The following is a 24,743-nucleotide window of genomic DNA, read 5'->3' as shown; positions in this document are numbered from 1 at the left end:
TCAGGGGAGACGTCCCGGCCCGGCCCGGCGAGGGTGCGGTCCGGCGGCGGCCATCTCCGATTCGATCGAGAGCCCGGACGCGCTGATCGTGGCGGTCCGCCCCACGAGCCCGGCGACACCGTGACCCTGGGTTACACCCGTGACGGTAACGAGGCCGAGGTCGAGGTCACGTTGTCCGCTCAGTCCGCTGAGAGCATCGAGAGCATCGGCGGCTGACCGGGTGGTCCGGGCCGGGATGGTTCAGGGGGCGTCCCGGCCCGGTGGCGGTGTGCTGCGGTGGCCATCTCCGAGTCGCGCGAAGGCACGGGGATGACGGTCGTCGAGGCGTGGCGGTAGTGGGTCGAGAGCCCGGACGCGACGCGCCGATCGCGGCGGTCCGCCCCCTTCTGTCGAGGGCACCGGGCGAGGCCCCCGCTGCGGCGGACGCCGGGTCGCGTAGCGGCGCGGGATCCGCCGTGTCCGGCGGGCCGGATGGGGGCCGGCCCGCCGGACACGGCGGTCGGCGTCGGCCGAGGGCGCCCGCGCACCCGGACGGCCTCCGACCCGCGCTTCCTCCCGCGAGCGGTGGCCCCCGGGCGGCCGGGGCCGCGACCCACCCGGCGACCTACCCCGCGGATGCGCTGTGTCCCGATGGTCGCGGAGGGTATCGTTCGCGTCACAGGCGCGGTACCGGACCGGCTCTCTCCGCCGCCGCGCCGACGCCGGCGGTTGCATGGACGGCGAACACGCTCGTGCCGCACGGGGCCGCTCCGCGCCGACACCAGGAGACCGACCATGGCCGCTTCCCCCCTCGACGCATCCGGCAGTGGCGACCGCGGCCCGGGCGGGTCCCGCGTCCCCGAGGCCGCCCCCGAGCCGGAGCGGTTGCGCGTCCTCATCGGCACCGACACCTACCCCCCCGACGTCAACGGCGCCGCCTTCTTCACCGCGCGGCTCGCCCGGGGGCTCGCCGAGCGCGGTGCCGAGGTGCACGTCCTCTGCCAGTCGCCGCACGGGCCTCCGCAGGTCGCCCGCGACGGCGGCGTGGTCGAGCACCGGCTGCGCTCGGTGCCGTCGCTCGCACACGAGACCCTCCGGCTCGCCCTGCCGCCCGGGGCCGCCGGGCACGCCCGCCGGCTGCTGGCGCGGCTGCGCCCGCACGCCGTCCACGTGCAGAACCACTTCATCGTCGGCCGCCTGCTGATCTCCGCGGCCCGCCGGAACGGCATCCCGGTCGTGGCCACCAACCACTTCATGCCCGAGAACCTCTTCCACCACCTCCGGGTACCCGCCTCCCTGCGGCCCGGGATCGGCCGGGCGGCCTGGCGCGACTTCGTCCGCGTGCTCGCCGCCGCCGACCACATCACCACCCCCACCCGGATCGCCGCTCAGCTGCTGCTCGACCAGGGGTTCGACCGCCCCGTCGAGGCGGTGTCGTGCGGGATCGACGTGCGCCGGTTCCGCCCTCCCGCCGACCCCGCTGCCGAGCGCCCGCGCGTCCGCGCCCGGTTCGGCCTCCCCGACCGCCCCACCATCGCCTTCGTCGGACGGCTCGACGAGGAGAAACGCGTCGAGGAACTGATCGGGGCCCTGCCCCGGCTCGGGCCCGGCGACGCACAGCTCGTCCTCGCCGGGGCGGGGGCCCGGCGGCCGCTCCTGGAACGGCTGGCCGCCGGGTGCGGAGTCGCCGACCGGGTGCACTTCCTGGGGCTGGTTCCCGGGGGCGACCTCCCGCTGGTCTACAGGGCGGCCGACGCCTTCGCGATCGCCGGGACCGCCGAATTGCAGAGCATCGCCACACTGGAGGCCATGGCCAGCGGGCTGCCGGTCGTCGCCGCCGACGCCATGGCACTGCCGCACCTGGTGCACACCGGGCGCAACGGCTACCTCTACCCGCCCGGCGACGTCGGCGCGCTGGCCAAGTACCTCACCGAGATCCTGGTGTCACCCGGGGAGCGCGCCCGCATGGGCGAGGCGAGCCGGGCGATCGCCGTGCGGCACGACGAACGCGCGTCGCTGGCGAGGTTCGAGCGGATCTACCGCGACGTGGCGCGGGTCCGCGGCAGGGGGCTCGCGGACGGGTGAACCGCCGCGACGGGGCGGGGCGAGCCGTGGCGCGACGCCCGCGCCAGCGTCACCACGCCGACCGTGCCGACCAGGGCGGCCACGATCGCGATGGAGGCGTTGACCGGGTCGGTCGGCACCCGCTCGCCGAAGAACGCCACCCCGATCAGGGTGGCGGCGAGCGGATCGCTGATGAGCAGGGTGGCGTAGGCGAGCGCGAAGTGGCCGGTGCGGTAGGAGTTCTGCACGACGAGGGCGCCGCACAGGCCGATCACCAGCGCGACCGCGGTCAGCGGGCTGATGACGGCGGCCGGGTCGGCCACGGCGCCCACCCCGATCACCCGGGCGAGCGCCGATGTCATGGCGTAGGCGACGCCGCCGGCCACGGCCAGCGTCCACGCGCGGGCGGCGTCCCCCACCAGCCGCGCCACCGCCACGCACAGCAGCATCGCCGCCGCGCAGGCGAGCGACATCAGCACCATCTCCGAGGGCGTGAGGTCGGGGGCGACCGCGTGCGTGGGCACCGTCGAGAGCAGCCCGGTGAGCGCGGCCATCACCGCGAGCGACCCGAACACCTGCTGGGACGACGGCCGCCGCTTGCGGAAAAAGGCCGAGAGCAGGACCGCGAACAGCAGGCCGCTGATCCCGATCGGCTGGATGATGATGAGCGGCGCGTGGCCCAGCGCCCACATGTGCGCCCCGACGCCCGCCACGGTCAGCAGCGACCCGGCGCACCACCTGCGGCTGCGCGCGAGATGCCGGAGGAGCCGCAGTTGGCTGATACCCGCCACGGGCGCGCGCATCGCGGCACGCTCCTGGAGAGCCGCACCCAGCGCGGCGGCCAGCGCCCCCGCGATGGCCACGGCCACAGACCACGTCATGTACGGCTCCGCCCTCTCCACTGCATTTCCCGCTCAGCCTGCGGGGGCGCTTGAAGGCGGCGCCGGTCCGGCGGAACCGCCTCGTCGCGGCGCGCTCCCTCGTTCCTCGGTCGCACACCGCTCCTCAGTCCACCCGGCGCCGCGCCCCTTCGGCTCGCCAGGTCCCGCGGCCGCGGGGGTGTCCGCGGGGTGCGGGCCTGGATCCTGAATCAGCACGTGCCGCCCGCGGGACGGTTCACCGGTCCGGGCGGCCTGCCTCCCGGTGCCGTCGAACGGACCTGACCTGGGGGCATCCTGATAGGACGCGAGTGAAACGTCGATAAAGGGCAAACCGAGATTACCCAGTCCGGAGAGCTCGCGCGCCCGGCCGACGGGCGTGAGGGACCTACCCTATGGCGTCAGTGCAGGGTGGGTACCCAGAAGCCGATGACCGCGCCGCCGCCGTCGCGGTTGTGCGCGAAGACCCCGCCGTGGTGGGCCGCCGCGATGTCGTGCACCATCGACAGCCCCAGGCCCGATCCGGGCATCGCGCGCGCCGACGTCGCCCGGAAGAAGCGCTCGAAGATGTGGCCCGCTTCGGCCGGATCGAGCCCGGGGCCCCGGTCGCGGACCTCAACACGGCCCCGGCGCACCACGATCTCGATCGGGGCCGTGCCCTCCGGGTCGAACTTCGCCGCGTTCTCCACCGGATTGGACAGCGCGCGCTCCAGCGCGCCCGGCACGCCCATGACCGTGCTGTCGTCGGCGTCCACGGTGATCTCGCGCCCGGTGCGCCGCCGGGTGCGGGCGGCCACCTGCTCGGCGACGCCGCGCAGCTCCACCTCGCGCGGCGGCTCGTCCTCACGGCTGTCGGTGGCCAGCTCCACCAGCTCGTTGACGAGGTCGGTCAGCTCCCGGGTCTCGCCCTGGAGGTCGTCGATCAGCCGGTCCCGGGCCTCCGGGCTCAGCCGGTCGAACCGCCGCATGACGCTGACGTTGGTGCGCAGGCTGGTCAGCGGGGTGCGAAGCTCGTGCGACGCGTTCTGCACCAGCCGCCGCTGCTCCTCCTTGGCGCCGGCCAGCCGGGCCAGCATGGAGTTGAAGGCGTTGCCGAGGCGTCCGACCTCGTCGTTGCCGGCCTCCTCCCTGCCGGGGGCGGGCTGGTCCAGCCGCCCGGTGGAGCTGACGTACTCGGCGGCTTCGGTGAGGCGGACCAGCCGGCCGGTGACCGTGCGGCCCACCAGCCATCCTGCGATGCCCGCGCCGACGAGCACGGCCACGCCCACACCGGCCATCTGCCAGGCCAGGGAATCGAGCATGCGCTCCGTGGGCGACAGCCGCTGCCCGATCTGGATGGCCCCGGAGGCGCCGCCGATGGACACGGTGGCGATGCGGTAGTCCTCACCGTTGGCGGACCCCTCGCGGGTGGCGACCACGCCGGGCTCCTGGGAGGCGGCGACCTCCCGGTCCTCGTCGGTCGTCGGCAGGATCTCGATCGCCTCGGGGCTCTGGACGGAGACGTTCACGCCTCCGTCGGGCCGCACCATCTGGAAGACGAAGGAGTCGGAGTGCAGGAAGGTGAACCCGCCTCCGCCGGGGCCGCCGGGGATCTGCTGCGGGGGCGCGCGCAGGTCGCTGCTGAGGCCCGCCACCGTCGCGTCGAACTCCTGCTGCTGGTCGGTGCGGATCATGAACGCCGCCGTGTTGTACGCCAGCGCCCCCACCAGGAGGATGACCGCCGCCGCGACCAGCGCGAACCACACCGCGAAGCGGGTGCCCAGCCGCCAGTCGGCCACCGGCCGCCACTGCAGCACGGCGGCCGCCGCGGACCGGGCGGCGGTCACCGGCGGGCCTGCGGGCGCACCGTGTAGCCGACCCCGCGCACGGTCTGGATCAGCGGCGGAGCCCCCGCCGGTTCCAGCTTGCGGCGCAGGTAGCTGATGTAGACCGCGAGGTTCTTGGACTCCGGCCCGAAGTCGTACCCCCAGATCCGGTCGTAGATCGTGGCGTGGTCGAGCACGATCCCGGCGTTGCGGACGAGGAGCTCCAGCAGGTCGAACTCCGTCTTGGACAGCTCGACCTCGCGCTCGCCGCGCCAGACGCGTCGCGCCGCCGGGTCCAGCCGCAGGTCGTCGACCTGGAGCATCGGCTCGGCGCCCTCACCGGGGGCGACCGGTGCGGCGCGGCGCAGCAGGGCCCGCAGCCGGGCGAGCAGCTCGTCGAGTTCGAAGGGCTTGGGGAGGTAGTCGTCGGCCCCCGCGTCGAGCCCGGCCACCCGGTCGGGGGTCTCGACCCGGGCCGTCAGCATCATGATGGGGGTGCGGTCGCCCTCGGCGCGCAGCACCCGGCACACGCCGAGGCCGTCGACACCGGGCATCATCACGTCGAGCACGAGGAGGTCGACGGGGTCGGCGTGGACGGCGGCGATGGCCTGCACCCCGTCGCTCGCGGTGCGCACCGCGTACCCCTCCAGCTGGAGGGCGCGTTCCAGGGATTCCCGGATGGCACGGTCGTCATCGGCGATCAGCACGCGGCTGGCTGGGCTCATAGGAGCCATCGTGGCCCATCAGGGTTAGCCGCCGGTAAGAGGCGCGGCGCGGCCGGGGGACGCCGGCCGCAGGTCGAGTTCCCAGGTCTGGCCGACGAGATCCCGGCCGAACCGGGGGCTCCGGTCCTCCGATACCAGGGTGAACCCCGCACCCGTGTAGATCCGCCGCGCGGACGAGAGCACCGACACCGTCCACAGGACCATGCGGGTGTAGCCGCGCGACCGGGCGTAGGAGACGCAGTGGTCCACCAGCCGCCCGCCGATCCCCCTGCCGCGCGCCCACGGCTCCACGTGCAGCAGCCGCAGGCGGGCGGTGGAGTCGTCCTCCCTGACGCAGAAGACGGCCCCGGCGCGCTCGCCGCCGGCCTCGGCGATCCAGGCGTCCTCGCGCGCGTGGTCGTGCGCCCGGCCGTAGCCGGCGGCGATCTCGGCGACCAGCGCCTCGTAGGTGGTGTCGAAGCCGTGCTCCGCCGCGTACAGGGCGCCGTTGCGTTCGACCACCCAGCCGAGGTCGCCGGGGGCCAGGGGACGGAGCACCGGTCCGCTGTCGGCGGGCTCCTCGCCCGGCCCGGCGAGGAGCCCGCGGACGGTGCGCAGCGCCGCGATCAGCCGTTCCCGGCCGGCGGGGGAGAGATGGCCGATCAGCTCGCGGACCTGCGCGGTGGACCGGTCGTCCAGAATCCGTGCGGCCGCGGTCCCGTCGCCGGTGGGCGCGATCACCTGGCGGCGGCCGTCGTCGGGCGACGCCGCCCGGGTGAGCAGGCCGGCGTTCTCCATGCGGGTGAGGACCCGGCTGAGCTGTCCGGCGTCCATGTCGAGCGTCCTGCGCAGGTCGACCGCTTCGGTGCTGTCGCGGTGGGCCAGCTCGTAGAGGATGCGCACCTCGGTCAGCGAGTAGGGCGAATCGAGCAGCCCCGGGCGCAGGACCCCCACCCGCCGGGTGAAGAACCGGTTGAACGCCCGGACCTCGGCGATGTCGGCGGCGGGCACGGGTGCGGGTTCGGTGGGCATGTCCTGTTCCCCTTGTCGGATCGCGCGTTCGTTGACCCTGTCAAACGAATCTACGCGTGAGCCGCCAACGGGGGAACACGTCCGCTGTTACGGCCGCGTGCGCCGCAACCCGGCGGCGCGGCCCTTGTGCGCGATGACCAGGGCCATCTTCCGCGACGCCTCGTCGAGCATCTCCTCGCCGAGCATCACCGCGCCCCGGCGCTGCACCGTTGTGGCGTGCTCGTAGGCGTCCAGGATGCGTTCGGCGTGGTCGTAGTCCGCCTGGCCGGGGGCGTAGGTCTCGTTCGCGGCGTCGACCTGGAGCGGGTGGAGCACCCACTTGCCGTCGAAGCCCAGCGCCGCCGACCGGGCCGCCGAGCGACGGAACGCGTCGGCGTCGCGGACCTGGAGGTAGGGGCCGTCGATCGCCTGGAGGCCGTTGGCGCGGGCCGCCATCAGGATGCGCATCAGCACGTAGTGGTAGGCGTCGCCGACGTCGTAGCCGGGCGGCTGCTCGCCCACGACCAGCGACTTCATGTTGATCGACGCCATGAAGTCGGCCGGGCCGTAGACCAGCGCCTCCAGCCGGGGCGACGCGGCGGCGATCTCGTCGACGTTCACCAGCCCCCGGGCGTCCTCGATCTGCGCCTCGATCCCGATGCGCCCCGGCTCCAGCCCCGATGCGCGTTCGATCTGGGTGAGCAGCAGGTCCAGCCAGCGCACCTGCTCGGCCCCGGTGACCTTGGGCAGGATCAGGCAGTCGACGTGCGCGCCGGCGCCCTCGGCGACCGCGATCACATCGCGGTAGGTCCACTCGGTGTCCAGCGCGTTCACCCGCACCGCGCGCACCCGTCCGCCCCAGCCGCCCTCGTTGAGCGCGGCGACCACGCTCGCGCGCGCCCCCTCCTTCTCCGAGGGCGCGACCGCGTCCTCCAGGTCCAGGAAGAACGCGTCGACCGGCAGGCCGCGCGCCTTCTCGATGAACCGCGGGTTGGACCCGGGCACGGCGAGAACCGACCGGCGCGACCGCGACGCCACCATGAACACCCCTTACAACGACGCTTCCGGCGCCCCACATCCTGCCAAACGCCCGGCCCGCCGGCCGCACCAGGCCCGGGCGAGCCCGCGCCGACGGTCCCCGCATAGGGTGCGTTCAGGCACGATGAGCGCGGAAGAGGGCGACGGTGGCACAGCAGAATCCCGAGATCGCGGAGTACCCCACAAGCTCGCACTGGGGCACCTACTCGGTGCTGGTGGCCGGCGGGACGGTGGTCGGCGTCCGTCCCGACCCGGCGGACCCCGCGCCCTCGCCCATCATCGGCAACGTCCCCGACGCCCAGCACCACGCCACGCGGGTGGACCGCCCCGTCGTGCGCCGGCGCTGGCTCCAGAACGGCCCCGGCCCCGACGACCACCGCGGGCACCCCGACGACGAGTACGTCGCGCTGGAGTGGGACGACCTGCTCGACCGGCTCGCCGGCGAGTTCGACCGGGTGCGCCGCGCCCACGGCAACCAGGCGATCTACGGCGGCTCCTACGGCTGGGCCAGTGCCGGCCGCTTCCACCACGCGCAGAGCCAGCTGCACCGCTTCCTCAACAGCATCGGCGGCTACACGCGCTCGCGCACCACCTACAGCCACGCCGCCATCGAAGTACTCATCCCCCACCTGCTCGGCGCCCAGGGGGCCTACGACCTGCTGCGGCGCCCGCCCACCTGGCAGGCGATCGCCGAGCACACCGACCTGCTGGTCACCTTCGGCGGGCTGCGCACCTCCAACGCCTGGAACGCCTCCGGCGGGCGCGCCGCCAACACCGCCGTGCCGGGCATGCGCGCCGCCGCGGCCCGCGGGCTGCGCACCGTCTCCATCAGCCCGCTGCGCGACGACACCTCGGGCGACATGGGCGCCCGATGGCTGCCCGCCGCGCCGGGGACCGACACCGCGATCCTGCTCGCGCTCATGCACGTGCTCTTCACCGAGGACCGGGCCGACACCGCGTTCCTGGACCGCTACACCGTCGGCGCCGGCACCCTGCGCCGCTACGTGCTGGGCGAGGCCGACGGCACCCCCAAGAGCCCCGAGTGGGCCGCCCCGATCTGCGAGCTGCCCGCCGCGGAACTGCGCGCGCTCGCCCGGCGCATGGCCGAGGGCCGGACGCTCGTCAACGTCGGCTGGTCCGTCCAGCGCGCCCGCTACGGCGAGCAGCCGCTGTGGGCGGGCATCGCGCTGGCCGCCTGCCTGGGGCAGATCGGGCTGCCCGGCGGCGGCTTCGCCGCCGGATACGGGTCCATCGGCAGCTACGGCGGCGGCGCCACCCCGCTCGGGCTGCCCACCCTCCCGCAGGGCGCCAACCCGGTCGCCGAGTACATCCCCGTGGCGCGCGTGGCCGACATGCTCCTGCACCCCGGCGAGCCCTACGACTACAACGGCGAGACCCGCCGCTACCCCGACATCAGGCTCGTCGCCTGGTCCGGCGGCAACCCCTTCCACCACCACCAGGACCTCGCCCGCCTCCGCCGCGCCTTCGCCCGGCCCGACACCGTCGTCGTCGCCGAGACCCACTGGACCGCGACCGCCCGCCACGCCGACATCGTCCTGCCCTCCACGACCTCGCTCGAACGCGACGACATGGCCGCCGGCCAGGGCGACCTGCGGCTGCGCGTCATGCGGCGGGCGGTGCCCCCGCACGGTCGGGCGCGCGACGAGTACGACGTCTACGCCGCCCTCGCCGAGCGGCTCGGCGCCGGCGCCGCCTTCACCGAGGGCCGCACCTCCGCGGACTGGCTGCGGCACATCTACGAGGACTGGCGGGGGCGCACGGGCCGGTCCGGCGACGTGCCCGCGTTCGACGCCTTCTGGGCGGACGGGGGGACCGCGCTCCCGGGGCGGACCGAACCCGTCGCGCTCCTCGGCGACTTCCGCGCCGACCCCGCCGCCCACCCCCTGGGCACGCCCAGCGGCCGGATCGAACTGTTCTCGGCGACCATCGCCGGGTTCGGCTACGCCGACTGCCCCGGCCACCCGGTCTGGCTGGACTCCGGCGAACGGCTGGGCACCGAGCGCGCCCGCACATGGCCGCTGCTGCTGCTCGCCAACCAGCCCAGCGGCCGGCTGCACAGCCAGCAGGACATGGGCGCCCACAGCAGGGGGCAGAAGGTCGCCGGCCGCGCCCCGGTGCGCCTGCACCCCGACGACGCCGCCGCGCGCGGGCTGGCCGACGGCGACGTGGTGCGCGTGTCCAACGACCGCGGGAGCTGCCTGGCCGGGGTCGTCACCAGCGACGAACTGCGCCGCGGTGTCGTGCAGCTGTCCACCGGCGCCTGGTTCGACCCGTCGGCGCCCGGGGTCACCTGCGCCCACGGCAACCCCAACGTCCTCACCGCCGACATCGGCACCTCGTCCCTCGGCCAGGGCACCACCGGCCAGCTGGTGCTGGTCGAGGTGGAACGCCACACCGGCGCCCTTCCCCCGGTCCGCGCCTTCACCCCGCCCCGCATCACCGGTGGATGAGGGCCGGGGCGGCGCCGGCGCGCGTCCTCCGCGGGGATGAGCGGCGCTCCTTCTCCGCGCGGGACGCGGCCGGGCCGGGGAGGTGCAGGTGGGAGACCATGGTCACCGGAGGGGCCGGGTTCCGCGGCGGAGGGAGGTAGGTTAGCCTCGTCTAAGTTCGGCCGAGCCCGGCCGTCCCGTCAGCGATGGAGGACGTGACAGTGGTGTGCCTGCTGCACCGGTGGGCGCCGGCGGTGTACCGGAGCGGGGTGCGATGAGCCTGGACCGCCCCTCCACCGCGGCCACCGCGGACCGCGGAGCCGACGACGACGCCGCCGTCGCCGCCGATCTGCTCGGCGACCGCACCCGGGCCCGGGCCCGCACCCATCTCGCGCGCACCGCCGGGCTGTTCGCCGCTCTCGGGGTCCTGGTGGTCTGCGCCCTGCTGAGCATCGCCGTCGGGGCCAAGGCCATCCCGGTCGCCACCGTCTGGGACGCGCTGTGGAGCTACGACGGCTCCTACGACCACAGTGTCGTCCGCGAACTGCGGCTGCCCCGCACCGTGCTCGGGATCTTCGTGGGGGCCGCGCTGGGCCTTGCCGGCGCGCTCATGCAGGCGCTCACCCGCAACCCGCTCGCCGAACCCGGCATCCTCGGCATCAACTCCGGCGCCGCCGCCGCGATCGTGGTCGCGATCTTCGTCTTCGGCCTGACCTCCCCGTCGTCCTACCTGTGGTTCGCGTTCATCGGCGCCGGCGTCGCCGCGGTGCTGGTCTACAGCCTGGGATCGGGCGGCCGGACCGGCACCACCCCCGTCCGGCTGGCCCTCGCCGGAACCGCGGTCGCCGCGGTCCTCCAAGGCTTCGTCCACACCGTCTTCATGCTCGACGACTTCGTCTTCGACCGCATCCGGTTCTGGCAGGTCGGCTCCCTCGTCGGCCGCGACCTGGACATCTTCCTCCAGGTGTGGCCCTTCCTGGCGGCCGGGATCGTGATCGCGCTGCTCCTGGGGCCCGCCCTGAACACCATCGCCCTCGGCGAGGACCTCGCCGCGGCGCTCGGCGCCCGGATCAACCGCACCCGCGCCGCCACCGCCGTGGCGATCATCCTGCTGTGCGGTGCGGCGACCGCCTCGGCCGGTCCCATCTGGTTCGTCGGCCTCGCCGTCCCCCACGTCGCCCGCGTCCTCGTCGGCGCCGACCAGCGGTGGCTGCTGCCCTACTCCGCCGTGCTCGCGGCGGTCCTGCTCACCGCCGCCGACACCGTGGGCCGGGTCGTGCTCCCCAACGGAGAACTGGAGGTCGGTATCATCACCGCCCTGGTCGGCGCCCCCGTGTTCATCGCACTCGTGCGGCGCAAGAAGATGGCCCGGATATGACCGCCACGCTGTCCCGCCCCGGCCCCGCCGCCGCTCCCGCGTCCCGGCCGCGCGTGGTGCGCCTGGCCGGCGGCCGGTTCTCCTTCGTGCTGCGGCCCCGCATCGCCGTCGTCTACGGCGCCATGGGCGCGGCCGTCACCGCCGTGTTCGCGGTGTCGCTGATGACCGGCGACTTCGACATCCCCCTGCCCCGTGTGCTGCTCGCCCTCGCCGGCCGCGGCGAGCGCCTGGACCTGTTCTTCGTGCAGGGCGTGCGGTTGCCGCGCGCCTGGGCGGCGGTCCTGGTGGGCGCCGCGCTGGGCGTGGCGGGAGCGGTGTTCCAGAGCCTGTCGCGCAACCCGCTGGGCAGCCCCGACATCATCGGGTTCACCGGAGGCGCGGCCACGGGCGCGGTCGCCGCCATCCTCGTCTTCGGCGGCAGCATGCTCCAGGTCTCGTTCGGCGCGGTCGCCGGGGGCGTCCTGACCGGCGCGCTCGTCTACCTGCTGGCCATGAAGAACGGCGTCCAGGGGTACCGGCTGATCCTCGTCGGCATCGGCATCAACGCCATGCTGCTGTCGGTGCGCGACTACCTCATCACCCGCGCCGACCTCACCGACGCCATGACCGCACAGGTGTGGATGATCGGCAGCCTCAACGGCCGGAGCTGGGGCGAGGTCACCGCCGTCGCGATCGGCGCCGGGCTGCTGGTGCCGCTGGTGCTCGCGCTGGGCCCGCGCCTGCGGCTGATGGAGATGGGCGACCAGACCGCCCACGCCCTGGGCGTCCCGGTGCAGGCCACCCAGGCCGTCGCGCTCGTCGCGGCGAGCGCGCTGACCGGTGTGGCCATCGCGGTCGCCGGCCCGATCGGGTTCATCGCCCTTGCGGCGCCCCAGCTGGCCCGCCGCGTGGCGCGCACCGGCGGCACCGCGCTGTTCGGCGCCGGCCTCATGGGCGCCCTTCTGCTGATCAGCGCCGACCTGGTGTCCCAGCGCGCGCTGGCACCGACCCAGTTGCCGGTGGGCGCGGTCACCGCGATCATCGGCGGCGGCTACCTGGTGTGGCTGCTCCACCGGGAGTGGCGGAGCGGCCGTGCGTGACGCCGGGAATCAGGAAAGGCGGCCGGGCCGAGACCGGGCCGTCCGGTTCGACGAGGAAGACACCACTGTGACCACCGCGGGAAGTGCATCCACCGGCGCCGGGCCGTCCCGGCTGTGGGGCGAGAACCTGACGCTCGCCTACGACCAGAGCGTCATCTCGCGTGACCTGGGGATCACCATCCCCGACAACTCGTTCACGGTCATCGTCGGGCCCAACGCCTGCGGGAAGTCCACGCTGCTGCGGGCGCTGTCGCGGATGCTCAAGCCCGCCGAAGGCGCCGTGCACCTCGACGGCCGGCTGATCGGGTCCTACCCGTCCAAGGAGGTGGCCCGGCGGCTGGGGCTGCTCCCGCAGAGCTCGGTGGCGCCCGACGGCATCACCGTCGCCGACCTCGTGGCCCGCGGGCGCTACCCGCACCAGAGGTTCCTGAAGCAGTGGTCGCGCGCCGACGAGCGCGTCATCACCGACGCCATGGACGCCACAGGGGTCACGGACCTCGCCGGGCGCATGGTCGACGAGCTGTCGGGCGGCCAGCGCCAGCGCGTGTGGCTGGCCATGGTGCTCGCCCAGGAGACCCCGCTGCTGCTGCTCGACGAGCCGACGACCTTCCTCGACATCGCCCACCAGATGGACGTGCTCGACCTCTGCGCCGAACTGCACCAGGAGCGCGACCACACCCTGGTGGCGGTGTTGCACGACCTCAACCACGCCTGCCGCTACGCCACCCACCTCATCGCGATGAAGGACGGCCGGGTGGTCGCCGAAGGCGACCCCGCGCAGATCGTCACCGACGAGCTGGTCGAGTCGGTGTTCGGCCTGCCGGTGCGGGTCATCCCCGACCCCGAGACCGGCACCCCCCTGGTGGTCCCCGCCGACCGCACCGGCCGGCTCTCCCGGCGCACGGCCCGCGGCGGCACCGCCGCCGATCCGGCCGCGTCCCGCGCGGTGTGAACCCGGGCGGGACCGCGGCCCTGCACCGGCTCGGCGTCGACATCTCCGACCTCGGCCGGCGCATCGACACCCTGGAGTTCCGCGACGAGCACGGGCGGATGCGGACCGCCATCGACATCGCCGCGGTCGGCGCCCGCTTCGGGTACGGATCGCGCACCGTCCCCCGGCGCGACCTCCTCGCCCGGCTCGCCTCAGGGCTGCCCGACGGCACCGTGCGCTTCGGCCGGGCGTGCACCGCGCCGCGGACCGATCCCGTTGGCGGCGCGACCGCCGACGGCATCGGCTCGGTGCTGCGCGCCCACCAGCTGCCCGACACCCCGGCGGAGCCCTGCGGCTGGGCGAGCATGCAGGCGCTCACCCCCGTGCCCGTCGCCCTGGCCGACGGCACGGTCTCCCGGTGCGTCCAGGGGCCCGGGGGCATGTGCGGGATCATGCCCGCCGGGAACGGGCTGGTCCAGTGGTGGTTCGACGTCCCCTGGTCTCCCGATGCGGCCGAGCCCGCGTCCCCGGTGGAGTCGCTGCGCGCCCGCTTCGGACGCTGGAAGGACCCGGTCGCCGCCGCTATCCTGGAGTACGCGCAGGACACCGACCTCGGGCGCTACCCCCACTACCGGCACACCGTGCCCGACCTCTGGGGCCACGGCCCCGTCACCCTCCTCGGCGACGCCGCGCACGCCTTCCCGCCCTCCACCGCGCAGGGCGCGAACCAGGCCCTCGAAGACGCCTGGGCCCTCACCAGGGCGCTGGACCCCCGCCGCACCCCGCACCCGGCCGGGCCCGAACCCCTCCTGCGGCGCTACGAACACACCCGTCGGCCCCCCGCCGCTCTCGCCTCGCGCGTCTCCTCCCTGCAGATCGCCATGCGCCGCCGGCCCCCGGCCCTCGTCCACCGGATGATCCCGCGCGGCCTGGCCACACGCGGGTTCGCGGCCTACCTCCGGAGGGTCAGCACCGTTCTCGGCCCCGAACCCGGCCACCGCCCTTAGGCCGCCGCGTCCGCCGGCCGGGGCGGTCCCACCCCGAACGCCACGGACACGGAAGGCCGCAGCATGCCGCACCACCGCCACCACCCGCGGGAACAGCGGGAACCGAAGGAGCCGCAGGACGCCGCGCGCGGCACCGACCGCCTCGTCGTCGTCACCGGCGGTCCGGGGTCGGGCAAGACCGCGCTGATCGAGGGGCTGCGCGCCGCCGGGTACGCCACGTCGCCGGAGGCCGGGCGCGCGATCATCCGCGCCCAGACGGCCATCGGCGGCCGGGCCCTGCCATGGGCCGACCCGGCCCTCTTCGCCGAGGCCATGCTCTGCTGGGAGCTCCGCTCCCACGAGGCCGCGGCGGCCTCCGGCCGCGGCCCGGTGTTCTTCGACCGCGGGGTCCCCGACGTGGTCGGCTATCTGCGGCTGGAGGGGTACGACGTCCCCGCCCACGTCGACGCCGCCGCGCGTACGTTCCGGTACCGGAGGCAGGTGTTCATCGCGCCGCCCTGGCCGGAGATCTACCGGACCGACACCGAACGCCGCCAGACACCGGAGATCGCGCGGCGCACGCACGAGGCCATGGCCGCCGCCTACGGCGACCACGGCTACGAGCTGGTCGAGCTGCCGCGCGCCCCCGTGGCGGAGCGGGTGCGGTTCGTGGCCGAGCGCATCGGAGGGTCCGGGGCGGCCGGCGGAGCCGGATGAGGCCCACCTGATCCGGCCGGCGGGGTCAGCGCCGGCCCGGCCGCGCCGCCCGCCCGGGCGCGCGGCGCCGCGACCGGAGCAGCCTGCGCACCGCGATGAGCACGGCGGCGGCCGCGCAGGCCGCCGGCAGCAGGGGGAGCAGCGAGGGCAGCCGGATGGTACGGGGCGGGCGCGCCGGCTCCGTGGAGGCGGTCCGGGGGCGCGGCGCCGCCCGGCCGCCGGGCGGCGCCCCCACCCGCCGTGCCACCGCCACGGCTCCCGGCCGCGCGGCCGACTCCGGGGCCGCCACGGTCACCGGCGACTCCTCACCCGCCACCATCACCGGCGGCTTCCCGCCCTGCGCCGCGACCAGGGGATCGGCCTCGGCGGCCGGCCGGGGGACCACCACCGGTGGCCCTTCGGCCGGCGGGGGCGCATCGGCGGCGCCCTCCCCGGCGGGCCGCGCGGCCTGCGCCGCGAGCGAGGCGCCGAACCGGGTCAGCAACCGCTCGCCCGCCGCGGCCAGGACAGCGGGCTCCACGAGCGCCCCGCGGCCCGTGACCGTCACATCGGCGTCGATGGCGACCCTGGTCGACCCGCCCTCGTCCGTCAGCCGGCCGGCGATCGTGGCCGACGCCCGGCCCTCGCCGCGCGCCTCCCGCGCTTCGGCCTCGACCACGAATTCGCCTTCGGCCGGGTCGGCGGACAGCAGGAGCAGCCGCCCGCGGTAGGTCACGGTCAGCCGGCGCAGCCGCACCCGGAGGCGGCCGTCCGCGTAGTCGCCGGTGACGGAGTCGAGGGTCGCACCCGGCATGTGGGGGGTGATCCGCGGGAGGTCGCGCAGTATCCGCCACGCCTCCTCCACGGGAACGGCGAGCAGGAAACCGTGCCTGACCGGAATGCCCATCGCTGGCCACCTTCCGCGTCCGGGGACTCCCAACCCGGTATGCCCCGGCGGCGGCGCCGCTAACGGCCCCCAGGCAGGGGCGTGCCGGTCCGCGCCGCGTCAGGCGCGGTCGTCGGGCCCCCGCGACCCGGCCAGGGCCCGCGCCACCCCCGCGATCCCCAGGCCGATGGCGAGCACCGGCACGATCCAGACGGCGTCGAAGCCCCAATCGGTCGTGCCGCTGATCACGAAGGCCGCCCCGAGCACGATGAACAGCAGACCGGCGATCAGGGATCCCCAGTCGGTCTCATGACGCGACACGTCGCACCTCCATATCGGCGCCGATCGCCCGCAGATCCACGACCAGCGTCGGCGGCTCCGCGGACTCGTTTCCCTCGCTGTCCCCCGCGGCCTCCCGGCCGCCGTCGCCGGCCGGGTCCGCGGTCCCGTCCTCCGGGGCGGCCCCCGATCCGGCGGGGACGGGCTCCGGCTCCAGCGTCCTGCGCACATCCAGCCGGGTACCCGCCCGGACGGCGTCGTCCACCCGGATCTCACCGAACGACGCCCGGCCGTGGACGACGACCCGCGCGCTGTCCGGCACCAGCACGTGCAGCCCGCCGAACCGCACATCCGCGGCGACGCTCACCCGCTGCCCCGGCGCCAGTTCCAGGCCGGTCAGGTCCAGTTCCGCGAACCCGCCGGTCAGCGCGCGCGGCCGCTCGGCCTCGGCCACCGTGGCCGGACGCCACTGCTCCGCACCGAACCGCAACGACGACACGTCCACCGACACCGTCGCGATCAGCACCAGCGTGACCAGCACCCCCGTACCGATCAGCCCGCGCGGATCGCCCACCCAGGTGGCGGCGACGAGGGCCAGTCCGATGATCACGACAACGCTCCCCAGGTAGACGGGGCTGAGAGAGGGCCCCAGCAGGTCCGTCGCCGACGCGTTCCCAGTGAGCCCCAACGCGATCCCGGTCGTGGCGACGATCCCCCAGAACACCAGCCGGAACCAGCGGAACCCGCGCCGCCGGCGCGCCTCCCGGCGCCGCTCACGGGCTTCGCGCCGCCGCTCCCGGGCGCTGAACGCGTGCTCATAGGCCCATTGGTGGGGGTCCGCCCACTCCGGGACCGCGTACGCACCGCCCGCGAGGCCACTGTCGCGCCCGCCCACCGGGCCGCCCGTGTCGCCGCCCGCGTCACCGGCGCTGTCTCCCGGGCCATCGGCGTCGTCGTCCCCGTCCCCGTCCTGCGGCGCGTCGCCCCCCGCGCGAGCGGCGCGCGCCCGGTCGGCGACCACCTTCAGGTCGATGGGCCCGACGGGCGCCTGCGCCCACGGCTGGGCCGGGTTGAAGTACGCGGGCTTGGGCTCGGGCGGTGGCGCCGCCGGCGGCGGCTCCTTCGACTGCAACAGCCCCGGCAGCTCCCGGAACGTCCGTTGGAGGTTCACCCCCCGGTTGTGCGCCACGAGCGCGCCCAGGATGAGCGGGGTCGCCAGCACCAGCGTCCCCCAGCTGAACCCGCCGACCAGGCTGAAGGCGGCCGCCGCCGCCAGGCCGGCCCCCAGCAGAGTGGGGACCGCGCGCGGGGCGATCCTGCGGTTCAGCAGCTGCTCGGCCATCGCCGGACCGCCGCCCGTGTCGCGCATCATCATCCACGCGGCGAGGTAGAGCGCCAGCCCGGCGCCCCCCGCCAGCGCCGTGAGGGCGAAGGCCGCCCGCCACACGATCGGGTCGATCCGCGTATAGGAGCCGAGGCCGGCGCACACCCCCGTGATGACGCCGGCCTCGTTGAGCCGGACCAGTTCCCGGTCGTCGGCGCCGGACGCGGGGTCGCCGGAAGCCGACGCCGCGGGTCCGCCCCGCGCGGCGTCGTCCATCGGCCCTCGCCCGTCACTCACGATCGGTCACCGCATCCACCTCACACCCTCATCGTCGTCGCCCCTGGGACCCGCTTCCCATCGGGGACGACCCTGATCACACCCTGAACCGGTACCGGGGACCCCAGGGGCGCGCCCCTGATGCAGCGCGTACCCCGCAAGGGGCATTCTGGGGAGGCAACGGACGAAAGGCGAGGAGGACGCGAGCACCGTGACGCAGACGGCGAGCGACATGCCGCGCCTCTACCGCGCCCGCGACGGACGGCTCGTCGCGGGCGTCGGCGCCGGCCTGGCACGCCATCTGGGCATCGACCCGGTGGTCACCCGGCTCGCCCTGCTCGCTCTGGGCATCGGCGGGATCGGGATCGCGGTCTACCTGGCGCTGGTGTTCTTCGTGCCGGTCGAGCCCGAGCCCGAGCCCGGCGGCTCCGAGCCCCCGACCTCCGCCGACAAGGTCCGGGCGCGCAGGGGCCGCGACATCGGCCAGCTCCTGGCCTACCTGGCCCTCGCCAGCGGGCTGGGCGTGCTCTTCCTCATCTTCGGCGGCGTCTTCGACCCGCTGCTGTGGTTCCTCGTCTTCGGCGCGATGGGCGCCACCATCCTGTGGCAGCAGGCGAACCCCGCTTTGCGCGACGAGTGGATGGCCACCACCGCCTTCCGCGACCGCAAGAGCTGGGTGCGCTCCGTCGCGGGCGTCCTGCTCGTCGTGGTCGGGGTCATCGGCTTCCTCGTCTTCCAGCAGCAGCTGCACGCGGCCCGGGCGGGGCTGACCTTCGCGATCGCCATGCTCGCGGGCATCTCCCTGATCGCCGCACCGTGGATCGTCGGCCTGGTCCGCGAACGCGACCGCGAACGCCGCGAACGCATCCGCAACCAGGAACGCGCCGAGCTCGCCGCCCACATCCACGACTCCGTCCTGCACACCCTCACCCTCATCCAGCGCCGGGCCGAGGACCCGCGCGAGGTCCAGCGCCTGGCCCGCGTGCAGGAACGGGCCCTGCGCAGCTGGCTCTACAAGCGGCCCGCCGACGCCGAGACCACCGTCACCCCCGCCCTGGAACGCGTCGCCGCCGAGGTCGAAGAGGCCCACGGCGTGCCCATCGAGGTGGTCTGCGTCGGCGACTGCCCCATCGACGACGCCGTCCACGCCGGGCTGCGCGCCGCCCGCGAGGCCATGGTCAACGCGTCCAAGTACGCGGGGACCGACGCCATCTCGGTCTTCGGCGAGGTCGACCCCGACGAGGTGCTGATCTTCATCCGCGACCGCGGCCACGGCTTCGACCTCGGCGCCATCCCCGAGGACCGGATGGGCGTCCGCGGCTCCATCATCGGCCGCATGGAGCGCCACGGCGGCAGCGCCCGCATCCGCACCGCTCCCGGCGAGGGGACCGAGGTGCAGCTGCGCATGCCGCGTCCCACGGCCACGGACTGAACCCGGCGCACCGTCGCCGCCCGGCGGCCGGAACCGGGCGCGTCCGGTACCGGCACCGGGCGCCGCCCGGCGGGCCGGGGTGGGTAGAGTCCAGGGTGTGGGAGACGAGAACAGCACCTTCGCCGACGGCACCTCCGTTCCGCGCGTCGTGATCGTCGACGACCACCGGCTCTTCCGGAGCGGGGTCCGCGGCGAGCTCGGCGACGCCGTCGACGTCATCGGCGAGGCCGGCGACGTCGACAGCGCCGTGCGCGTCATCACCGAGCAGCGGCCCGACCTCGTCCTGCTCGACGTCCACCTCCCGGGCGGCGGCGGCGCCGAGGTCCTGCGCCGCGTCCTCCCCCAGCACCCCGAGATCCGCTTCCTGGCGCTGTCGGTCTCCGACGCCGCCGAGGACGTGATCGGCGTGGTCCGCGGCGGCGCCCGCGGCTACGTCACCAAGACGATCTCCGGCAAGGACCTCGCCAACGCCATCGTCCGGGTGGCCGACGGCGACGCCGTGTTCTCGCCGCGCTTGGCGGGCTTCGTCCTCGACGCCTTCTCCGCGACCGACGCGCCCCCCATGGACCCCGAGCTGGACCGCCTCACCCAGCGCGAACGCGAGGTCCTGCGCCTCATCGCCCGCGGCTACGCCTACAAAGAGGTGGCCAAGGAGCTGTTCATCTCGGTGAAGACCGTCGAGACCCACGTCTCCTCGGTCCTGCGCAAGCTCCAGCTCTCCAACCGGCACGAGCTCAGCCGCTGGGCCACCGCCCGCAAACTCGTCTGACCCCCTGCCCTAGCCCTGGCGCAGGGAGTCGGCCATGCGCTTGAGGAACGTCCCGCTGTCGACCTCGGTGACGAGCCGGACCGAGGGGCGGGGGTCCTCCGCCGCGGCGGCGCCGGGCCGCAGGTCGGCGATCGTCAGCCCGCGCGTGTGCCGGCCCTGGAGCTCCACCCGGACCGGCACGTCCACCGACGCGGTCACCAGGTCGGGGTCGAGCAGCACCGCCGCGGCCAGCGGGTCGTGCATGGCGCACCCGCGCTCGCCGATCACCTCGCTGTACCAGCCGACGTAGAACTCCAGGAACGCCGACGTCGTGGCGGCGCGCTCGCCGTCGATCAGCTGCAGCCCGTCCAGCCACGCGGCGTCCACGGTCGTCTTCATGGTGATGTCGAGTGCGACCAGGGTCAGGTCGAAGCCCGCGGCGAACACCGCTTCGGCGGCCTCGGGGTCGTTGGCCGTGTTGGCCTCGGCCCACGGGGTGACGTTGCCGGGGGCGCGCACCGCCCCGCCCATGACGACGACACGGCCGACCATCTCGGGCAGCCGGGGCTCCAGGGAGAGCGCCAGCGCGATGTTGGTGAGCGGGCCGACCGCGAGGACGTCGATCTCGCCCGGAGCGGAGCGCGCGAGCCGGACCAGGGCCTCGGCGGCCGATTCCGCGGCCGGTCCCGTCTCGGCGGCGGGGAGGTCGATGCCGCCCAGGCCGTTGGCCCCGTGCACCGATTCGGCGAGGGTCGGCGGCTGCACGAGGGGGCGCTCCGCGCCGCGCGCCACCGGAACGCCGGGCGCCCCGTAGAGCCGCAGCAGGCGCAGGGCGTTGTCCGTCGTGGTGTCGACGGTGTGGTTGCCGAACACCGTTCCCACGCCGACGATCTCGACTTCCGGCCGCGCGGTGAGGTACGCGAGCGCCACCGCGTCGTCGATCCCCGGGTCGCAGTCGACGAAGATTCGCAAGGTAACTCCCATGGTGTCCGATCGGCGAAGTTCGTGATCAGAGTAGGACCGGCGCCGGACGCCGCCGTGAGCGGGAGGGCGCTCAGGCGCCGGCGGACGCGGAGCCGGCGGCGGACGGCGCCTGGCCCGCGCCCACGCCGCGGCGACCACCGCGGACCCGTGCCCCGAGCAGCCGGTCGACCCCGATGAGCACCAGCCCCAGCAGGTAGAACGCGACACCGTAGCCGAGCACGTTGAGCAGCAGGCCGTCGTAGCCGACCATCCGGACGTCGACGAAGAAGTACGGGTAGGCGCTGCCGGGCAGCACGATCCCGCGCACCGTCGTGAACGCCACGTAGGCCAGCGGGTAGGACAGCCACAGGAGCGCGTGCCGCCACCGCAGGCGGCCGTGCCGGTCGAACAGCAGGAAGTCCGCCGCGGCCAGTACCGGGGTGACCGTGTGCATCAGCAGGCCCGTGTCGACGAACGGCAGGACCTCGACGGGCGGCACCCCCGGGGACGCCGGCGGCAGCGGAGCCGGGGCGTCCGCCAGGACCAGGTGGAACACCAGGCCCGTGATGAGGATGTAGAGGGTCGCCGCGCCCTTCACGGCCGGCGGCGGGCCCGGCCGCCGCCGGAACGCCGCGTACGCGCCGGCCGCGAAGCAGGCCACGAGGATCGCGTTGCTCTGGAGGGTGAAGTACACCAGCGGCGGCCAGATCCCCGACCGCGCCATGTCCACGCCGACGCCGGCCACACCCGCCACGACCACGACCGACCGGAACAGCCCGACGACCACCGGCATGCGCGCACCCTCCTTCACGACCCCCGATGCTACGCGCCCGCGCACGGCCCGCCCTAGAGGGCCGGGAGACAGCCCGCAGGGCCGACGCGCCGAGCGGAGTTCCCGCTGGTACGGGGAGCGCCCGCCCCCTCATCCGCAGGGGACCGCCCGGCGGGGGGCGAGCGCTCCGCGCTCCCCGTAACCTGGGGTGCGTGCCGTCCCTAGAGCTGTCCCTCAACGATCTCAACGCCCCTCAGCGCGAAGCCGTGACGCACTCCGGCAGCCCGCTGCTGATCATCGCGGGCGCCGGCTCCGGGAAGACCCGGGTGCTCACCTACCGGATCGCGCACCTGCTGGAGCAGCGCGGCGTGCGCCCGGGCGAGATCCTCGCGATCACCTTCACCAACAAGGCGGCCGCCGAGATGAAGCAGCGCGTCGAAGGGCTCCTCAGCTCGCGCGCCGCCAACGCCATGTGGGTCATGACCTTCCACTCGGCGTGCGTGCGGATCCTGCGCCGCGAGGGCGGCCGGCTCGGCTACCCGAGCAGCTTCACCATCTACGACTCCGCCGACTCCAAGCGGCTGATGCAGCTCGTCTGCAAGGAGATGGACCTCGACCCCAAGCGGTTCCCGCCCAAGTCGTTCTCCGCCCAGGTCTCCAACCTCAAGAACGAGCTGGTCGACTACGACACCTTCGGCGAGAACGCCCAGACCGAGCAGGAGAAGAAGCTCGCCGAGGCGTACACGCTCTACCAGCGCCGGCTGCACGAGGCCGGCGCCATGGACTTCGACGACCTGATCATGCTCACGGTCAACCTGCTGGAGATGTTCCCCGACGTCGCCGAGTACTACCGCCGCCGGTTCCGGCACGTGCTGGTCGACGAGTACCAGGACACCAACCACGCCCAGTACCGGCTGGTCCGCCTGCTTGTGGGCGGCGGCAGGGACGCCGACCCCGACGCCTTCCCGCCCCCCGAGCTGTGCGTGGTCGGCGACGCCGACCAGTCGATCTACGCGTTCCGGGGCGCGACGATCCGCAACATCCTGGAGTTCGAGGCCGACTACCCCGAGGCGCGCACGATCCTGCTGGAGCAGAACTACCGGTCCACGCAGAACATCCTCAACGCCGCCAACGCCGTCATCCAGCGCAACCCCGACCGGCGCGAGAAGAAGCTCTGGTCGGACCAGGGGATCGGGCCGAAGATCACGGGCTATGTGGCCGACAACGAGCACGACGAGGCCGCCTTCGTCGTCGGCGAGATCGACAAGCTGCACGACGAAGGGGAGTTCACGCCGTCGCAGGTCGCGGTGTTCTACCGGACCAACGCGCAGTCCCGCGTGTTCGAGGACGTCTTCATCCGCACGGGCCTGCCGTACAAGATCGTCGGCGGGGTGCGCTTCTACGAGCGCAGGGAGATCCGCGACATCCTGGCCTACCTGCGGGTTCTGGCCAACCCCGAGGACACGGTGAGCCTGCGCCGCATTCTCAACGTGCCCAAGCGGGGCATCGGCGACCGCGCGGAGGAGAGCATCGAGCTGTTCGCGGCGCGCGAGCGGATCTCGTTCGCCCAGGCGCTGCGCCGCGCCCAGGACGCACCCGGCATCGCGACGCGCTCGCTCAAGGCCATCCGCGAGTTCACGGCCCTGCTGGAGGAGTTGGAGGAGCTCGCGCCGAGCAGCACCCCGTCGGAGGTCATCGAGGCGGTGCTGCAACGCACGGGCTACCTGTCGGAGCTGGCGAACTCCAAGGACATCCAGGACGAGAGCCGGGTGGAGAACCTGGAGGAGTTCGTCGACGTCGCGCGCGAGTTCGAGAACACCTTCAGCGGCCCGCTGTACGGCGGTGAGGAGGAGGACGGGGAGGCGGCGCTCGGGGCCGAACCCGCCGAGGGAGCCGGGGGAACCGCGGGGGACGCGGACGCGGCGGCGGAGAGCGCGGAGACCGAGGGCGAGGCGGCGGAGCCGGCCGAGCCGACACTCGTCGACTTCCTGGAGCAGATCGCGCTGGTGGCCGACACCGACCAGATCCCCGACGCCGACGACACCGGCGGCGTCGTCACACTCATGACACTGCACTCGGCCAAGGGCTTGGAATTCCCGGTGGTCTTCCTGACGGGCATGGAGGACGGCGTCTTCCCGCACATGCGCACCCTGGGGGAGAAGGCGGAGCTGGAGGAGGAACGGCGGCTGGCGTACGTGGGGATCACACGGGCGCGGCAGCGGCTGTACATCAGTAGGTCGGCGGTACGCAGCGCGTGGGGGACGCCGTCGTACAACCCGGCGTCGCGCTTCCTCGACGAGGTCCCCAAGGACCTGGTCGAGTGGCGGCGCGCCGAATCCGCGATCGCCCCGTCGCGCCCGAAGTTCGCGGCGCAGTCGCGCAAGCCGTCGTCCCGGCCGACGCGAGAGGTGCCCACTCTGGAAGTCGGCGACAAGGTCACACACGACTCCTTCGGCATGGGCACGGTGCAACTGGTCGACGGTGTGGGCGACCGGACGAAGGCGAGGATCGACTTCGGGGCCGACATCGGGGAGAAGGACTTCCTGGTGAAGTTCGCCCCGATCGAGAAACTCTGACCGGGAACGGCCGGCCGGCTCCCCATTCGGTGGAGCCGGCCGGGAGCAGTGAGCACGGGAAACGGCCGCCGGGGGCGGCTGCACCGGGCGACCGATAGCGCCCTGTGACCGGGAAGCGGTAACGAGCACTGTACGGAGCCTGTAGTCTGGGGACACCGAGCAGAACGAACACGGGTCTTCCCGTGGGCGAACGCCGGTTCTCCCCACTCAAGCGGCTGTCACGAGCACTCGGGACAGGCGGTAGGGTGGGAACCACTCCGGAAAGCGACTCTGGATCTTGACAGGGAAGCTCGACTGAGTAACATAGAAGGGTTAGCCTCAATCAGGAGCCGTGATAAGCTCCGGATGGGGAAATCCCAATAAGACGGAAGCTCCGCCTCTGCGGAAGAGCCTTGGGAATTCGCTCCTTGTGGGTGGTTCGGGCTTGTACGGGATGAGCGGTTGTTTTTTGAGAACTCAACAGCGCGTGTTTGTTTTTCTTTAAGCCA

The 24,743-nt window shown here is 74.1% G+C and carries 20 protein-coding genes; 10 read left to right on the top strand and 10 right to left on the bottom strand.

Features of this window, described 5'->3' with window-relative positions:
- Nucleotides 1-774: 774 nt before the first annotated feature.
- Nucleotides 775-2,064: a glycosyltransferase gene (locus tag ACFO4E_RS14645; protein WP_378574871.1), complete on the top strand. Its 1,290-nt coding sequence runs from the start codon at nucleotides 775-777 to the stop codon at nucleotides 2,062-2,064.
- Here ACFO4E_RS14645 and ACFO4E_RS14640 read toward each other — a convergent pair.
- The 5 genes from ACFO4E_RS14640 to ACFO4E_RS14620 form a co-directional block, all read right to left on the bottom strand.
- Entirely contained in the window at nucleotides 2,016-2,924 is a 909-nt protein-coding gene (locus tag ACFO4E_RS14640) for a DMT family transporter (RefSeq protein ID WP_378574868.1), read from the bottom strand. The genes ACFO4E_RS14645 and ACFO4E_RS14640 overlap by 49 nt on opposite strands.
- A 398-nt stretch (nucleotides 2,925-3,322) precedes the next feature.
- Nucleotides 3,323-4,747 carry a sensor histidine kinase gene (locus ACFO4E_RS14635; protein WP_378574866.1) on the bottom strand — a complete coding sequence of 475 codons (1,425 nt, stop codon included), beginning with the start codon at nucleotides 4,745-4,747 and terminating at the stop codon, nucleotides 3,323-3,325.
- The gene (locus tag ACFO4E_RS14630; protein ID WP_378574863.1) at nucleotides 4,744-5,451 is read right to left on the bottom strand and encodes a response regulator transcription factor; all 708 of its coding nucleotides are present in this window, start codon (nucleotides 5,449-5,451) and stop codon (nucleotides 4,744-4,746) included. Before ACFO4E_RS14630 ends, ACFO4E_RS14635 begins: the two co-directional genes overlap by 4 nt.
- 24 nt (nucleotides 5,452-5,475) lie before the next feature.
- Nucleotides 5,476-6,462 (bottom strand): bifunctional helix-turn-helix transcriptional regulator/GNAT family N-acetyltransferase, encoded by a 987-nt coding sequence (locus ACFO4E_RS14625; RefSeq protein ID WP_378574860.1) that lies wholly within the window; start codon nucleotides 6,460-6,462, stop codon nucleotides 5,476-5,478.
- An 87-nt stretch (nucleotides 6,463-6,549) separates the two neighbouring features.
- Nucleotides 6,550-7,482, bottom strand: coding sequence for an HpcH/HpaI aldolase/citrate lyase family protein (locus ACFO4E_RS14620; RefSeq protein WP_378574858.1), 933 nt, complete (start codon nucleotides 7,480-7,482; stop codon nucleotides 6,550-6,552).
- Nucleotides 7,483-7,625: 143 nt separating this feature from the next.
- Here ACFO4E_RS14620 and ACFO4E_RS14615 point away from each other — a divergent pair, with 143 nt between their 5' ends.
- The 6 genes from ACFO4E_RS14615 (at nucleotide 7,626) to ACFO4E_RS14590 (ending at nucleotide 15,020) form a co-directional block, all read left to right on the top strand.
- On the top strand, nucleotides 7,626-9,950 hold the full coding sequence (locus tag ACFO4E_RS14615; protein ID WP_378574856.1) for a molybdopterin-dependent oxidoreductase: 2,325 nt from the start codon (nucleotides 7,626-7,628) through the stop codon (nucleotides 9,948-9,950).
- Between the two features lie 253 nt (nucleotides 9,951-10,203).
- A complete protein-coding gene (locus ACFO4E_RS14610; protein ID WP_378574854.1) occupies nucleotides 10,204-11,307 on the top strand; it encodes a FecCD family ABC transporter permease in 1,104 nt (367 codons plus the stop codon).
- The gene (locus tag ACFO4E_RS14605; protein ID WP_378574852.1) at nucleotides 11,304-12,386 is read left to right on the top strand and encodes a FecCD family ABC transporter permease; all 1,083 of its coding nucleotides are present in this window, start codon (nucleotides 11,304-11,306) and stop codon (nucleotides 12,384-12,386) included. The genes ACFO4E_RS14610 and ACFO4E_RS14605 overlap by 4 nt, the downstream gene beginning before the upstream one ends.
- A gap of 67 nt (nucleotides 12,387-12,453) precedes the next feature.
- Nucleotides 12,454-13,338 carry an ABC transporter ATP-binding protein gene (locus tag ACFO4E_RS14600; protein ID WP_378574850.1) on the top strand — a complete coding sequence of 295 codons (885 nt, stop codon included), beginning with the start codon at nucleotides 12,454-12,456 and terminating at the stop codon, nucleotides 13,336-13,338.
- Nucleotides 13,335-14,324 carry an FAD-dependent oxidoreductase gene (locus ACFO4E_RS14595; protein WP_378574848.1) on the top strand — a complete coding sequence of 330 codons (990 nt, stop codon included), beginning with the start codon at nucleotides 13,335-13,337 and terminating at the stop codon, nucleotides 14,322-14,324. The genes ACFO4E_RS14600 and ACFO4E_RS14595 overlap by 4 nt, the downstream gene beginning before the upstream one ends.
- Before the next feature lie 63 nt (nucleotides 14,325-14,387).
- Nucleotides 14,388-15,020, top strand: coding sequence for an AAA family ATPase (locus ACFO4E_RS14590; protein ID WP_378574846.1), 633 nt, complete (start codon nucleotides 14,388-14,390; stop codon nucleotides 15,018-15,020).
- 25 nt (nucleotides 15,021-15,045) lie between these two features.
- Here ACFO4E_RS14590 and ACFO4E_RS14585 read toward each other — a convergent pair whose 3' ends face one another.
- From ACFO4E_RS14585 to ACFO4E_RS14575, 3 genes are all read right to left on the bottom strand, one after another.
- A complete protein-coding gene (locus tag ACFO4E_RS14585) occupies nucleotides 15,046-15,906 on the bottom strand; it encodes an SRPBCC family protein (RefSeq protein ID WP_378574845.1) in 861 nt (286 codons plus the stop codon).
- Between the two features lie 99 nt (nucleotides 15,907-16,005).
- Entirely contained in the window at nucleotides 16,006-16,206 is a 201-nt protein-coding gene (locus tag ACFO4E_RS14580) for a hypothetical protein (RefSeq protein WP_378574843.1), read from the bottom strand.
- Nucleotides 16,193-17,785, bottom strand: a complete 1,593-nt coding sequence (locus tag ACFO4E_RS14575) for a PspC domain-containing protein (RefSeq protein ID WP_378574842.1) — start codon at nucleotides 17,783-17,785, stop codon at nucleotides 16,193-16,195. Before ACFO4E_RS14575 ends, ACFO4E_RS14580 begins: the two co-directional genes overlap by 14 nt.
- 211 nt (nucleotides 17,786-17,996) lie before the next feature.
- Between ACFO4E_RS14575 and ACFO4E_RS14570 the strand changes: the two genes are divergently transcribed.
- Nucleotides 17,997-19,196 (top strand): ATP-binding protein, encoded by a 1,200-nt coding sequence (locus tag ACFO4E_RS14570; RefSeq protein ID WP_378575133.1) that lies wholly within the window; start codon nucleotides 17,997-17,999, stop codon nucleotides 19,194-19,196.
- Nucleotides 19,197-19,293: 97 nt separating this feature from the next.
- Nucleotides 19,294-19,965: a response regulator gene (locus ACFO4E_RS14565; RefSeq protein ID WP_378574840.1), complete on the top strand. Its 672-nt coding sequence runs from the start codon at nucleotides 19,294-19,296 to the stop codon at nucleotides 19,963-19,965.
- Between the two features lie 9 nt (nucleotides 19,966-19,974).
- Here the strand turns inward: ACFO4E_RS14565 and ACFO4E_RS14560 are convergent, their stop codons facing one another.
- Together ACFO4E_RS14560 and ACFO4E_RS14555 are read right to left on the bottom strand one after the other, a co-directional pair.
- Complete coding sequence (locus ACFO4E_RS14560; protein WP_378574838.1) at nucleotides 19,975-20,916, bottom strand: nucleoside hydrolase; 942 nt, start codon at nucleotides 20,914-20,916, stop codon at nucleotides 19,975-19,977.
- Nucleotides 20,917-20,998: 82 nt separating this feature from the next.
- Nucleotides 20,999-21,700, bottom strand: a complete 702-nt coding sequence (locus ACFO4E_RS14555) for a Pr6Pr family membrane protein (protein ID WP_378574836.1) — start codon at nucleotides 21,698-21,700, stop codon at nucleotides 20,999-21,001.
- Nucleotides 21,701-21,891: 191 nt separating this feature from the next.
- On the opposite strand from ACFO4E_RS14555, the gene ACFO4E_RS14550 reads away from it, so the two are divergent.
- Nucleotides 21,892-24,255, top strand: coding sequence for a UvrD-helicase domain-containing protein (locus ACFO4E_RS14550; RefSeq protein WP_378574834.1), 2,364 nt, complete (start codon nucleotides 21,892-21,894; stop codon nucleotides 24,253-24,255).
- Nucleotides 24,256-24,743: the final 488 nt, after the last annotated feature.

The organism is Nocardiopsis mangrovi, assembly GCF_042653925.1.
Classification (GTDB): domain Bacteria; phylum Actinomycetota; class Actinomycetes; order Streptosporangiales; family Streptosporangiaceae; genus Nocardiopsis_B; species Nocardiopsis_B mangrovi.
This window is presented reverse-complemented; position numbering and strand designations above follow the sequence as displayed.